Annotated in this window: 8 protein-coding genes; 3 read left to right on the top strand and 5 right to left on the bottom strand. The window is 45.3% G+C overall.

Features of this window, described 5'->3' with window-relative positions; all coding sequences use genetic code 11:
• Positions 1-6 precede the first annotated feature (6 nt).
• The gene (locus KDM92_RS04720; protein WP_212683230.1) at positions 7-288 is read right to left on the bottom strand and encodes a hypothetical protein; all 282 of its coding nucleotides are present in this window, start codon (positions 286-288) and stop codon (positions 7-9) included.
• Between the two features lie 289 nt (positions 289-577).
• On the opposite strand from KDM92_RS04720, the gene creD reads away from it, so the two are divergent.
• Both creD and KDM92_RS04710 read left to right on the top strand, forming a co-directional pair.
• A complete protein-coding gene (gene creD, locus KDM92_RS04715) occupies positions 578-2,002 on the top strand; it encodes a cell envelope integrity protein CreD (protein WP_212683229.1) in 1,425 nt (474 codons plus the stop codon).
• A 326-nt stretch (positions 2,003-2,328) separates the two neighbouring features.
• Positions 2,329-6,267: a sensor histidine kinase gene (locus tag KDM92_RS04710; protein ID WP_212683228.1), complete on the top strand. Its 3,939-nt coding sequence runs from the start codon at positions 2,329-2,331 to the stop codon at positions 6,265-6,267.
• Positions 6,268-6,463: 196 nt separating this feature from the next.
• On the opposite strand, the gene KDM92_RS04705 is transcribed toward KDM92_RS04710, so the two are convergent.
• On the bottom strand, positions 6,464-8,464 hold the full coding sequence (locus KDM92_RS04705; RefSeq protein ID WP_212683227.1) for a M56 family metallopeptidase: 2,001 nt from the start codon (positions 8,462-8,464) through the stop codon (positions 6,464-6,466).
• On the bottom strand, positions 8,461-8,919 hold the full coding sequence (locus KDM92_RS04700; RefSeq protein ID WP_212683226.1) for a BlaI/MecI/CopY family transcriptional regulator: 459 nt from the start codon (positions 8,917-8,919) through the stop codon (positions 8,461-8,463). Before KDM92_RS04700 ends, KDM92_RS04705 begins: the two co-directional genes overlap by 4 nt.
• Before the next feature lie 437 nt (positions 8,920-9,356).
• Between KDM92_RS04700 and KDM92_RS04695 the strand changes: the two genes are divergently transcribed.
• Positions 9,357-11,189: a S8 family peptidase gene (locus tag KDM92_RS04695; protein ID WP_212683225.1), complete on the top strand. Its 1,833-nt coding sequence runs from the start codon at positions 9,357-9,359 to the stop codon at positions 11,187-11,189.
• Between the two features lie 212 nt (positions 11,190-11,401).
• On the opposite strand, the gene KDM92_RS04690 is transcribed toward KDM92_RS04695, so the two are convergent.
• Positions 11,402-12,094 carry a 2OG-Fe(II) oxygenase gene (locus KDM92_RS04690; protein WP_212683224.1) on the bottom strand — a complete coding sequence of 231 codons (693 nt, stop codon included), beginning with the start codon at positions 12,092-12,094 and terminating at the stop codon, positions 11,402-11,404.
• A gap of 110 nt (positions 12,095-12,204) precedes the next feature.
• Complete coding sequence (locus tag KDM92_RS04685; RefSeq protein ID WP_212683223.1) at positions 12,205-13,755, bottom strand: amidohydrolase family protein; 1,551 nt, start codon at positions 13,753-13,755, stop codon at positions 12,205-12,207.
• Between the last annotated feature and the right edge of the window lie 169 nt (positions 13,756-13,924).

The raw sequence follows: 13,924 nt of genomic DNA, 5'->3' as shown, positions 1-13,924 counted from the left end.
GGCGAATTAGGTGCGCAGTTGTTTACGGCAACCAGGCAATTCGCCGCGCCAAGCTTTAAAAGCCGCGAACAACGTCGCAACAAGCCAAACTGCACTCAGTAAGCTATCGATAATTCTATCGCTGGTACTGCATTTATCTTCTAGTTGGCAATCGACATGCACTAGTAAGACACCCAGTATAGAAATGCCTGCAAAAGCACCGACAGAATAGCCTAGCGTACACAGCACACGACGCCAGATCGGTGGATATTGAAATTGTGGGTCGGGTTTAAATTGAGCACTTTGCATACAAGGCGATTTTTCGAGTAACAAGTAAAGACATCAGCCATGATTGGCGGCACCGCTGCACGATCAGCACTACGGTGCGACACCGCGACGCTTGGCTGGTGTCTATGCATACGTCCATTCCACATCGATAAGGCAGAAGCGCATACACAGCGTGCAATTCTGGCATCAAGCTTGGATTTTCACAAGCATGTTGTCAATTCACACTCAGCACACATAAGCTAATTTGTGCTTCATTCTCACTTCATACAGCACGGCTACAGTGCAGACTCTTCAACTTGGAGTCGAAAAAATGCAAAAAACTTTATTTATCAAATCCCTGACCGTCGGGCTATTAATGCTGATTATTGGCATTCCATTAATGATGATTGAAGACACAATCAAAGCACGTAGCAATTTTCGTAACGAGGCGGTGCGTAGTATTGCAGCTGATTCAGTCGGGCAGCAAACATTACTCGGACCGATTTTGGTAATTCCTTACAGCGAACAATACGAGGAAGAAGAAGTAGTAAATGCCGTCACAAAACTCACGATCAAACGGCAGCGTAGTTTGCAAAAACGCTTATATGTGTTTCCAGACGATCTAAAAATGCAATCGACGATTGATACCGATCAACGCTATCGTGGAATTCACAAAGTGTTAGTTTACAGCGGCCAAAACGATATCAATGGTAGCTTTCATTTGCCAAACCAAAGTGCATTTCAACGCGAAAAATCCGGCTCAACGATCGTGCTTGGAAATGCGTTTGTCAGTATCGGGATCAGTGATACGCGTGGTTTGAAAAATGTGCCCAGCATGCGTTGGGATGGTCAAGAAATCGAATTCCAACAAAATAGCCAACTCAACTATATCAAGCAAGGTTTGCACGCGCCTATCGGAAAAATCTCAAGCGACAACAACGAAACAATCGCCTTCACACTCAGCTTACATATCGATGGTATCGAACAGTTCTCCTTGGTTCCAATCGCAAAAAATAATCAAGTGACGATACGTTCTAAATGGGAACATCCACAGTTTTATGGTCGCTTCTTACCATCGCCTAAAGAGCGTAAAATCGATGCCAGCGGCTTTCAGGCTACTTGGAAAATTTCTTCCTTGTCTAGCAATGCACAACAACAATTTTTGGCGAACGAATACGGTCAACAAGAGACGAGAGTAATGACTAGCGCTCCGAACGGCGTCGAAGCCGCCGCACAAAGTGTGGCAAGCATCGATAGCTTTGGCGTTGCCTTTATTGAGCCGATTAATATCTACTCACAATCTGATCGCGCCATTAAATATGGTCTGTTATTTGTCGCGCTGAGTTTTGCTGCTTTCTTTCTGTTTGAGCTATTAAAGCAATTGCCTATCCATCCAATTCAATATGCTTTAGTTGGACTAGCATTGGTTCTGTTTTTCCTGCTGTTGGTGAGTTTGTCTGAACATCTACAATTTGTTTGGGCTTATATCATTGCGAGCACCGCTTGTTTATCCTTGATCAGCTTTTATCTCAGCTATGCATTAAGAAGTTGGAAACGCGGGGTCGGCTTTGGTGTCGCACTCACGCTCTTGTATGGCGTGCTCTTCGGCCTGCTTCAATCTGAGAATAATGCCTTGGTCATGGGAAGTATCTTACTGTTTAGCGTGCTGGCAGCCATCATGTTGATCACTCGCAAAGTCGATTGGTATCAAATCGGCAAACAATCCCTAAGCAATAATCCAACGACGACAGCTTAAGTCATCAACAATTCATCAAAAAACGCGGCTAGTGCTCATCTTAGGCTAGCCGCCATCCATGCGATAAAGCATTTCATTCTTAGGAGTAAGTGTCGCTATTTTCAGCGATCACTAACACATAAATTTTCATAAACATTTTCATATAAGCCGCCGAAAAACCACGAAACATCAATTGCAGATGCATACTCTATAAATGTGGTCTAAGATTACTCGGAGACAAATATTGTCGAACAATTTGTGGACACAAGTTCACCCTAGTTCGCACAAATCGCATCGTTTTCGCGCCTACCGATTTGCATTCCATTATCGAGTAAGCTGAACTTTTCATGAAGATTGGTTTTACGCTGTTACGATTGCTAGGAACTTGGCGATATACGCTAAGTATGCTGCTATGCTACGCGATATTTCCCGCTACTTTAGCCGCTAATTTAGACTCGCTACGTTTCGATCACATTAACCCTGACCAAGGCTTTAGCTATCAATCGATTACTGCAATTACACAAGATCAGCAAGGTTTTATGTGGTTTGGTACGCAAGCAGGCTTGATTAAATTTGATGGTTATCGCAGCACAGTGTTTCGCAGTGATCCGCTCAACCCGAAAACATTGAGTGACAATTTTACTTCTGCGCTTTACGTTCACCGTGACGGCAATCTATGGGTAGGCACGCAATCTGGTTTAAGTGTTTACGATCGCCACAGCAATAGTTTTACCAACTTTCTGCGGGGTGGAAAAGACGCTGTCTTATCGGGTAATTACAAAGTCTATGCCATCGTCAACGATGGTGCCGAAGGCCTGTGGCTGGCAACCGATTATGGCTTAATGCATTTTGATATGCGCAGCCATCAGTTTGAGGACTATCAACACGACAAAGACGATCCCACAAGTTTGCGTAACAATCTAATCACCGACATAGTCAGTGATGGTCAGCGCAATTTATGGATAGGCACGCCAGTCGGTTTAGATCAATTTAATCCAGTCACCAAGAAATTTACGCACATCCAACTCGACTTAAATAATCGCTCTAAGTTAAGCCAAAATAGCATTATTTCCCTGTCTATCCACCGCCAACAAGTCTTGTGGATAGCTAGCGATGCAGGTTTAAGCAAAATCGCACTCACTAGTGAAAACAAACAAGTTCAAGCATTTGGCGATGCTGAAGGTTTTGAGCTTGCACATATTCAAACCCTGTATCACGATAAAAACGATACGCTTTGGGTAGGCACGGTGAATCAAGGATTGTTTCGACTCAATCAAGCAAGTGAAAAATTTGAGCAATTTCGACATCGCCCACTCGATCCTAACAGCCTGCTCCATAACCATGTCAGTAAAATTCTGCAAGGTCAAACTGGTGTACTGTGGATAGGGACAAGATCATCCGGTTTAAGTCGTGTCGATCTGGCGAGTGGTGGCTTTCATCGCTATGTTCAACTACAAGATGACGCCACCGGCACCAGCGACAATCGGATTCGTGCGATCACAGCAGCGGATCCCGATCATTTATGGCTAGGCACTTACTCTGGCGGTTTGTTAAAAATGAACTTAAACAATCGCAAGGTCGAAGTCTGGCAAAAACAGCCTGGAAAAAAACTCGCGCTACAAGATAATCAAATCGTTAGCTTTTTGGCGGAGAAAAACGGCAGGATGTGGATAGGAACACGAACCGGTCTGACTTTTTTTGATCCAGCAAAAAACACCTTTACGCCCGTATTTATCAGCCATGATGCGAACGATAATTATATTGAACGTTCGATACTCGATCGCACCGGCACCTTGTGGGTTTCTAGCCGTGGCGGCCTACACCGAAAACTGCCGGGTCAAAATCACTTCACCACATTCCGACATGATGCGGATGATCCACATAGCCTAGCCAACAATTGGGCGTTGGCTTTAGTGGAAGATCATCATGGTGGAATCTGGATTGGCACCATGAATGGCTTAGATTATTTTGATAAACAAACCGAGCGCTTTGTGCATTTCCGCCATGATGAGAAAGATACGCGTAGTCTAAGCCACAATCGTGTGCACAGTTTATTCGTTGATAGCAAAAGTCATTTGTGGATAGGCACCTCAGGCGGTTTGAATCAAATGAAACAAGGCGCCGATGGGCGTATGCAGTTTCAATTTTTCCCTACACGTGCCGATGGGTCTGCCGAATCAGTGGGCGGAATCTTAGAGGACAAATCTGGCAATATTTGGATCAGCAGTACGGCAGGGATTTCGCGCTTGGATATCAACACTGGTAAGTTCAAAAATTTCACAGATAAAGACGGCATGATACAAGGTTCGTTTTTAATCGGTGCGGTGTATCAGTCCGAAGATGGCATTATGAATTTCGGAGGCTGGACAGGTTTGACTCGATTCAAACCGGAAGAAATTTCAGATAACCCCGTCCCTCCTAAAGTTCTGATCACGGACTTTCTAATCTCGAATCAATCGCTTAGCAAATTGCATAAAGATGGTGAGCCGCGTCTGCAAACTTCGATACACGAAGTCAAAGATATTTATTTAAGCTACCTTGATTCGATTTTTTCTATCGAATTTTCCGCGCTGCATTACGCCGATCCCAACGAAAATCGCTATGCCTATCAGCTAGAAGGATTTGATCAAAATTGGGTTGAAACGGATGCCAAGAAACGTTTTGCGACGTATACCAATCTTGATCCAGGTCGTTATGTATTTAGGGTAAAGGCCAGCAATAAAAATGATGTGTGGAGTGAGCAAGCGCAGGAATTAGTGATTTATATCGCACCACCGTTTTGGAAAACTTGGTGGTTCAGAATTTTGGTACTGGTTTTCTTGATCGGGCTGACCTATGCCATCTTCTTACTCAGAGTTCGTCAACTGATGCAGCAAAAACTTTTGCTGGAAGAGCAAGTCGTACACCGCACGCAAGAATTACAAAACCAAAAAGTAGCGGTCGAAAAACAAAAAGAAACACTCGAACATGCGCACAGAAATATCTCGCTATTAAGCGAGATAGGAAAACGAATCACCGCCACACTCAACACCGAAGCGATTATTGATTTACTGTACCGCAATGTAAATAATTTGATGGACGCGACTGTGTTTGGGATCGGTTTCTATGATAGAGACCGACAACTAATTGAATTTCCATTCGTGATTGAAGATGGAAAACCATACGCTCCATACGTGCGCGATTTCAACAATAAAAATCAACTGCCGGTCTGGTGTATTGAGCATAAGCGTGAGATTTTTATCGCAGACTTGTACCAAGAGTATCAAAACTATATTCAAGACTTGTCATTCACGATTAATCCAGAAACTTGGGGCGCGGTGTTAGAAGATGGCAGTCCTTCTGGAACACCACTTTCTGTCTTATACGTACCATTTTTCGTCAAATCAGAAATTCGCGGCATCATCTGTGTGCAAAGCTACCAGACACATGCCTATGAAACGACCGATCTCGACGTGCTACGCACATTGGCATCGTACGTGGGAATTGCGATGGATAATGCAGAAGCCTATCAACGGCTACAAGAAACGCAGGCGCAATTGGTCGAACGCGAGAAACTGGCAGCGCTAGGATCTCTAGTTGCAGGTGTTGCGCATGAGTTAAATACACCACTCGGCAATAGCTTGCTCATCGCCAGTTCAATTGAAGACAATGTGCAACAGATTTCGGAAAAAATTGAATCGGGTCCAGTGAAACGTTCTGATTTCAAAAATTTTGCTGAACGCTGCCAAGAAGCGGTCACGATGCTGCTACGTAGCTTAAACATCAGTGCCAATTTGGTTAGTAGTTTTAAGCAAGTCGCTGTCGATCAAGCCAGTGCACAGCTAAGACATTTCGATTTAAAACAAACTACCGCCGAAATCATCGCCACCATGATGAATCAAGTGCGGCATGCAGAACACCAACTGGTCGTCGATATTCCTGAAAAAATTGCGATGCACAGTTACCCCGGCCCTTACGGACAAGTGCTGATTAATTTATTGCAAAACGCCATGCTGCATGCATTTGATGGTCGCAAGCATGGACAGATGACGATTAGCGCGCAAAGCTTAGGTAATGATCAAGTGCAAATCACATTTAAAGATAATGGCGTCGGCATTCCTGAAGATTTTCTGCACCGTATTTTTGAACCATTCTTTACCACCAAGCTCGGTCACGGCGGCTCCGGATTGGGCTTAAACGTCACTTACAATATCGTGACCTCGCTATTGGGCGGGCAAATTTTTGTTAAGAGTGTGATGGGCGAGGGCACGACGTTCCGTTTAGAACTGCCGCTTAATGTGACTTAGGTGGTGCAAAAAACGCTGTAAAGATGCATCAACAAAATAATTCAAGAAATATAAACAATCCAAACACTTTATTGACGTGTGAGATCGACTTCTTGTTGTGGTCGATCTCACACCATTGCAGCTTACTTCAATCAACTTAGCTTAGCTAACTTAACTTACTTAACTAAGCTCAAGCTGTTTATCTCAGATTCTAGCCTCAACTCTTGATTGGCGTGACCAAACCCTTTTGCTTGGCGGTCTGTATCAAGCTCCAGATTTGCTGCTCTGCTTGTTGCGACATTTTATCCATCTGTTTGCCCATCTGGTCCATTTGCCTACCGAGGGCTTCCATTGGCTTAGCCGCATCCGCCATTTGTTTCTCTAAGGCTTTTAGTGGCTCAAGCGATTTCTCGTATTGTTGACTTAATTGTTGTTGCTGTTGTTGAAAGACCTGCGCATTTTTTTGGAAATCTTGCATTAGATGCTGATACTTTGATTGCTCTTTCTGTAGTGCGCTCAAAGCATCTTGACGTGCTTGTGCATCTTTAGCGTTTTCGACTTTTGCAGCTGCCGCTTGCATTTTCAATTCAAACGCAGCCATTTTTGCTTCATGGGCGCGCATTTTTGCATCGAACTGAGCACTGATTTTTTCATCAAATCCTGGCTGCACATCGCTCAATGTTTGCATTTGTTCGCCCAATCTTTCCATCACTGCGCCATGCGCTTCCATCTTTTTGCCTTGCGCTTCCATCTGCTCGCCCAAGTCCTGCATCGGTTTATATGCAGCGTTGGCTTGCTCCAATATGGCCTGGTCTTTGATTAAATATGACTGCCCTTTCTCGACAAACCACAGAAATTCTTGCGAATTCTCGCGCTTGAGCTTTTCAATTTCAGCCATTCCTTTGCCGTCACTACGCACGAAAGTCGTAGCGCTGCGATCGGGCTTAACCAAGGCAAACTGCATCACATTTTTTTCGCTTTTACTTTGCACTAGTGGTGACATCGCGGCGACGCTGGTTGTCAGTGATGTGTTAGTTGAAGTGTTAGCTGAAGTGGTGGTCACCATGGTGCTAGCGCTTGTATTAGAAGTTGTACTAGCAATCGTAGTCGAGCCAATGTTAGAGATTGCCTCAGCAGCGACGGCTGGTACAGAATGTGGCGACGAAATCGGTGTCGCCGGACTCAATACATTGGCCTGCGCAAATAATGCGAGGCAAGTGGCTCCCAGCCCAAAACTTGGCAGCACCAGTTTCCAGCCCGCGGTCTTGATTGTTGCATCGGTTTGTATCAATCGTTTAATACGTAACATAAGATTTCCTCCATGTGCCCCTTGGGCGAGTTGAGGTTGAATAAACTGGAATTGCTCCAGCTCGGATAATGCAAGTGCTAGACGCCGCGGTTCGCCTAACAGACTTGCAGCTAAATCATCTGCAATTTGTTCTCGCTCTTGTCGAATTTGCTTGGATAACCACCAAACAACAGGGTGATAAAACAAGACAATTTCAATCAAGCTCTGCAACAAATTAATCAGATAATCAAAACGTTTTATATGTGCGACTTCATGCGCCAATAAGGCTTCCACCAAGTGCGGGGGCATACCACTCAATAGTGAGGCGGGCACTATCACAATTGGTCGCCACCAACCAGCCGTAACCGGAAACGGCAACTGCGTTGAGATTCCCAAACGTAGAACCGATTTCACTCCCATTGCGGTCGCCATCTGTTGCAGCTTGGCTTGCCAAATCGGATCACTGAACTGTTTCGCACTCTTCACTTGTTGCGATACCCAACGCAAACCCAGCAACAGTCGCAAGATCAAAACAGCGACACCGATTGCCCACATCACCGCCAAATACGGCAACACAGGCTGAAGTGCAACCCACTGCTGATGGGCGAAATGTGACACGTCCATTTGCTCCACTGGATCGACCGCTTGCAAGACGCTGTTCGCAGGAACCAGTGATGAGTCCTTGATATGTGTCTGCGAAGTCGTTTGTGCGCTAGCTTGAGCAGGCGCATTTTGAATCAGGTAATTAATTGGAAGCAGTAAGCAAAAACTGAGCGCGATGCAGTTCAACAGATAACGCGACTGCGCCGACGCTTGACGTAATAAGCGCAGCAAGCCAGCGACAACAACGGCGATCACCACGCCTTGCCAGACAAAGTGGAGTAAGGCAGTGGCGCCCAGCATGATCCATGCGTCGAAATTGGCACTCATTTGTTGTCCCCGTTTTTGTCTTCGTGCAAGAAAGCTTGAATTTCGGCACGATCTTTATCGCTAACATGCTCCTTCAAAGCCGCCATGATTAATTCTTTGCCCGAGCCGGAAAAAGCTCGCTGTATAAAATCCTTGAGCAAGTTGGTTTGTAATTTCTCTTGCGGCTGCGCTGCGGCGTACACATGCGAACGCGCACTTTCATCCCGCGTAAGCAAATTATCGGCATGCATAATTTGTAGCTGGCGCAAAACTGTCGCTTGATTGATCTCTGGCCGATCTGCCTGCACCCGCTCGAAAACTTGTTTTGCCGTTGCTGGACCTTGTTGCCACAACACGCGCAATAAGGCTAATTCTGCCGCTGTCGGCTTACGAACCGGCGAAGTGATAGCACTCGTTTCGGGCGTTGTTGCTTTATTTTGCGTTGCGGAGTGATTGGCTTTTTTTGCGATCGACATACAGTTTCCTTTTCTGAATATCGTCAGCATAGAACATCTAGAAAATTTTTTCTAGAAAAATTTTTCTAGATAGATTGAAATCTTTCGAGAAGCCGTCGAGACCAAACTAGACGACTCAATATTTGCCACTTAGCAATAGTCATTAATCATCACTTAAAGGCAACAAAAAACAACAGTTTTCATACAAATTAATACAATTTTCTGAAAATCTGTTTGTTTAACTTAGTTGTTGAATACATACTTCGATTTGATGCTGAGTTTGATATAAATCAAATCCTTAGTATCAGATGAACAATTATGAAAAGACTGTTGGTTTTGATTAATTGATTTAAATTAAAAACAGTTGATACATAATTGGAGTTAGAACGTGTCAATTTATCGACAGTTCATGCAATTCAACTTACTTTTAATGCCAAACCTGGGGAGGCAAAATTATAATGAAAAAATTAGTAAAACTTACATTGGCTGCATCTGCCGTGATGTCTTGCTTTGCAGCACAAGCTGGTGAAATCCGTGGAATCAATGCTTCAAATGTGATTCCAAATCGTTACATTGTGGTGTTCAAAGACAATGCAATGATGAGCGCTAGGGGAGAGCGCCAAACATCCGAGATTGTTGCCAAGGGTGTGGGTATGCGCTTCGGTGCCAAAGTCGAACGCTCATTCAACCATGTTTTAAATGGTGCAGTAATTACAACGGATGTAGAAAACGCGAAGCGCATGGCGGATGATCCAGAAGTTGCGTATGTAGAAGCTGATCAAATTATGCGTATCAGCGGCACACAAACCAGCGCAACTTGGGGTCTTGATCGCATTGATCAAACCAACTTACCTTTGAATGGTTCTTTCACTTATCCATCGAGCAGCGGCGTACACGCTTACATTTTGGACACTGGTATTCGCGGTACGCACAATGACTTCACTGGCCGTATGGGTAACGGCTACACAGCAGTCAATGATGGTCAAGGCACAAACGATTGCCAAGGTCACGGCACACACGTTGCGGGTACGGTTGGCGGCACCACTTGGGGCGTCGCTAAAAACGTTACTTTGCATCCAGTACGCGTATTGGGTTGTGATGGTAGCGGTTCAAATTCTGGCGTGATCGCGGGGATGGACTGGGTTACTGCCAATGCAGTAAAGCCAGCAGTTGCTAATATGTCTTTGGGTGGCGGTGCTTCTCAGGCAACCGATGATGCGATTGCGCGCATGACTAATGCGGGGATTACCACAGTGGTTGCAGCAGGTAACGACTCAAGCAATGCATGTAACTATTCACCAGCACGCGCACCGAGCGCCATCACCGTCGGTTCCACCACTAGCAGCGATGCGATGTCTAGCTTCTCGAACTATGGTTCTTGCGTTGATGTCTATGGCCCAGGTTCCAATATCACATCTGCGTCTTATAGCTCCAACACTGGCTCCACATCCATGTCAGGTACTTCGATGGCATCACCACATTTAGCTGGTGTTGCAGCATTGTATTTGGCAGCCAATCCTAACGCTACGCCATCACAAGTGACAACTGCTATTGTCAATAATTCTTTGACTGGCAAAATCACTGGCATCCCATCGGGTGTGAATAAATTCGTCAACATTCAGTTCTTGAATGGTGACGTGGTGACTCCGCCAACAGGTGGCGAATTAACTAAAGATGTGGCGAAATCCTTCTCTGCCGCAGCTGGTCAAAGTGCAGCTTATACTTTCGTCGTACCCAGTGGCGCAAGCAATCTGACTTTCAAAATGTCAGGTGGTACTGGTGATGGCGACTTGTACACCAAGTTAGGCTCAGCACCAACTACTACTTCTTATTTGGCGAAATCAGATGGCTCTACCAATACCGAGACCATCACGATTGCAGCACCAGCCGCAGGTACTTACCATCTATTGGCGAATGCTTATGCCGCAGTCAATGGCGCATCAATCGTGGCCAGCTATCAAACCGGCACGACACCACCGACTGGCACAGCATTGGTAAGTGGCACGGCGCAAGGTGTGACATTGGCGACTAATGCATCGAAGCTGTACTACATCACAGTGCCATCTGGTAAAACCAGCCTGACATTTACTTTGTCTGGCGGCACCGGTGATGGCGATTTGTATGCACGTATGACAACCGCACCAACCACAACCAGCTACACGAAGAAATCGGATGGTTCCACTAACACCGAAACCATTACATTTAGTGCGCCAACTGCAGGTACTTACTACCTGCTAGTCAACGCATACGCTGCTGTGAATGGTGCAAGCGTGAAAGCGGTCGTGCAATAAGTTGTTAACTCAGGTCATCAACGATTTATCAAACCAATGAACCAATGGACCAATTCCCATCGAGACCAAGTCGATGGGGTGGCACTAACTAGTTGATGTGAATGCCTGAAATTGCCTGAGACTGCGTGAGATTGATCTCCATAAAACGAGAAAAATCTCACCAACAAAAAGCCGCTGACTCTGATATCAGCGGCTTTTTCTTTACTGATCAATCAAGCGTATAGATTCTCTGCTCTTTGCAACAAAACCCAACTCGTCAAAATGTATTTGTCGCCTGAAACCGGCACACACCCACGATGGGTATGTGTGAAATAGGCAGGCGCGATTACCATACGTCCCATGCGCGGCGTGATCGACTTCTTTTGATAATAGAACTCGGTCTCACCGCCTTGTTCAACATCATTTAGATAAAACATAAATAGCAAACTACGGTGCAACTGTTCATTATGTGGTGCCATGGGGAACACTTCACAATGCCAATAACGATAATTACCTAAACCTTGCGGATATTTTTGCGCTTGTACATTTCCCAGACGATACAGATACTTCATTAAATCTGCCGTCTTACCGCTAGCTAACTCGTCATAATTCTCAATCGTTAAAGGGGTCGCTTGCCCAGTCAACGGATGAGGCAAAGTGAGTGCCAATGGAGCGATCAGTGCAAACCGATATTTCTCCATATAGGCAGTAAGATATTCTGCCGTCACGCTAGAAATGTGCTGCAATAATTGTGCGTATTCAGGATGCGAATTCAGCAGTAGGTCTTGACTGATTTTTTTACTGGTGTCCACCAAACCACCCGCCTTACCTTGGATTAAATGCGGGCTTTGTTCAAATACGGCGATCATCTGCTGACAAAATTCGGGGCTCAAGGCCCCGTCATACACTTCAATAAAATCGTCCATTTGTCCCCCATTACTTGCTTTGGTTTTTATCGTTTTGTTGCAATCAGATTTATCCGAAAATCTGCATAGACATTCAATTTTATCAACCAATGCATAACGGGGGAAACACTTTACTCAACCGCTATGTTTAGCGCCGACAAACGGTCCCGCGAATAAGCTTTTCCACGCAGAATCACATGGCTAATGGTGTCGTATGCGCTTATTTCGCGTAATGGATTACGCTTAAGCAAGAGCAAATCAGCCTGCTTGCCAATCTCAACGCTACCGATACTATCTTGCATACCGAGTGCACGAGCATTCTGTATCGTCAATGCGCGAAATAGCTGTGGCAAACCAATCCCCGCTTCTAACCAGCGATCCATTTCCCAGCGCCCATTCAAGCCCGGAAATTGGGTGTAAAACGGACCACTTGGTGTGTCACTGCCGAACAACAGTGGCACATCACGCTGATTCAGCTTTTTCGTCATATTCACCACAGTTGCCAAAGGCTTGGCGTAACTATTCTTGATAGCCTGATACATCACGGCGGGAGATTGATTTTCTTTGACAACTTCTTGCGCCAACAAATTTCTCATCCATTGACCAGACTCCGTTTGATACCACGCCGCCAATCGTGCGGGAATCGCATGCGAGACAGCGGCTTGTTGAAAGAAATCTGGATTCAGCATTTCTTGTTCGCCGTAGAGAACTTGTATGGTTGGCTGCACCGAAATTCCAGCGCGTTTAAGTTCATCGGCAATCTGTGCAAGCCTTTGCTGGTTAGCAAATTGCTCGACATTTTTTGTTTCATGCCACAATCCATGCACCAAAGTTGTAACACCCGTTTTTAAAGCAAATTCATACGCCGCTTGTGAATTGCCATGCAAGTAGACAGGCATCTGCAAACTTTTCGCCTGTGCCACGACCTTTTGAATCAATTCGACCGAAGGCACGGGCAAGTTCTTTTGTGCACCAAATCCGGTTTCATAAAATACCTTGATGCACTGAGCACCGTCATTTTTAGCATTGGTCACCACGGCTTCGGCTGTATGCTGCGCGGGCTCGAAGCTGGCTGGATAAACTTGCGCTTGGGCGGGGTCAAATAGCATGTACTTAGTACCAGCGACTTGGAACTGCAATTCTTTTCCGATCCAAACCGCCGGATAGCCATTGGGTATGGTCACAGGTGCGCAAAAATGTGCGGTGGGCGCAAGCGCTTGCTTATTCCAATTCGCGATAAATGTTGGATCGCCTGTCAAATCCAGTACAGTGGTAAAACCAAAGTAGGCATAACTCCGAGGCATTTGTTGTTGCGCCTGATTGAGCATGACAAGATCTTTTTCCTGCCCCGCTCGATAACCGGGAATACCATCAAGATGAACATGGCTATCGATCAAACCAGGTATCAAGAATTGCCCACGCGCATCAATTTCTTGATCGATTTTGATTGCCGCTACGGCGGCCGACTTGCTTAGATTTTTCGTAATCCGGTCGATTTTACCGTCGCGAATTAACACATCGGTCGGCGCAGAAACTTTCGTTTGATCACCGCTAATGATTTGTACTTGCTTAATCAATAAAGTATCAGCGTGCGCATCGGTGCCATGCAGTGTTGCCAGACTGATCAAACTAAGTAGGCTAGAAAAACGTAAAGTGGATGAATAAAGTAGCGCTTGAAACATCATCTGTCCTCCATAAAAAAGAAGTCAGTGTGCTGATGCGCTCGCACATTTTCGACCTAAAACGCGATTAAGGTCAGAAAAGTAGCTAGAAAACACTTAAAAACGCAGTAAAAATATGTTTTATTTAACAAAATCAGGTTTGAGATGTTTTTTTGATGATGTGAAGAAA

The organism is Affinundibacterium baiyunense (assembly GCF_018139645.1).
Classification (GTDB): Bacteria; Pseudomonadota; Gammaproteobacteria; order Burkholderiales; family Burkholderiaceae_D; genus Undibacterium; species Undibacterium baiyunense.
This window is presented reverse-complemented; position numbering and strand designations above follow the sequence as displayed.

Coding starts and splice junctions, on each gene's coding strand:
- KDM92_RS04710 (WP_212683228.1), top strand. CDS start 2,329: ATGAAGATTGGTTTTACGCTGTTACGATTGCTAGGAACTTGGCGATAT.
- creD (WP_212683229.1), top strand. CDS start 578: ATGCAAAAAACTTTATTTATCAAATCCCTGACCGTCGGGCTATTAATG.
- KDM92_RS04690 (WP_212683224.1), bottom strand. CDS start 12,094: ATGGACGATTTTATTGAAGTGTATGACGGGGCCTTGAGCCCCGAATTT.
- KDM92_RS04695 (WP_212683225.1), top strand. CDS start 9,357: ATGAAAAAATTAGTAAAACTTACATTGGCTGCATCTGCCGTGATGTCT.
- KDM92_RS04685 (WP_212683223.1), bottom strand. CDS start 13,755: ATGTTTCAAGCGCTACTTTATTCATCCACTTTACGTTTTTCTAGCCTA.
- KDM92_RS04720 (WP_212683230.1), bottom strand. CDS start 288: ATGCAAAGTGCTCAATTTAAACCCGACCCACAATTTCAATATCCACCG.
- KDM92_RS04705 (WP_212683227.1), bottom strand. CDS start 8,464: ATGAGTGCCAATTTCGACGCATGGATCATGCTGGGCGCCACTGCCTTA.
- KDM92_RS04700 (WP_212683226.1), bottom strand. CDS start 8,919: ATGTCGATCGCAAAAAAAGCCAATCACTCCGCAACGCAAAATAAAGCA.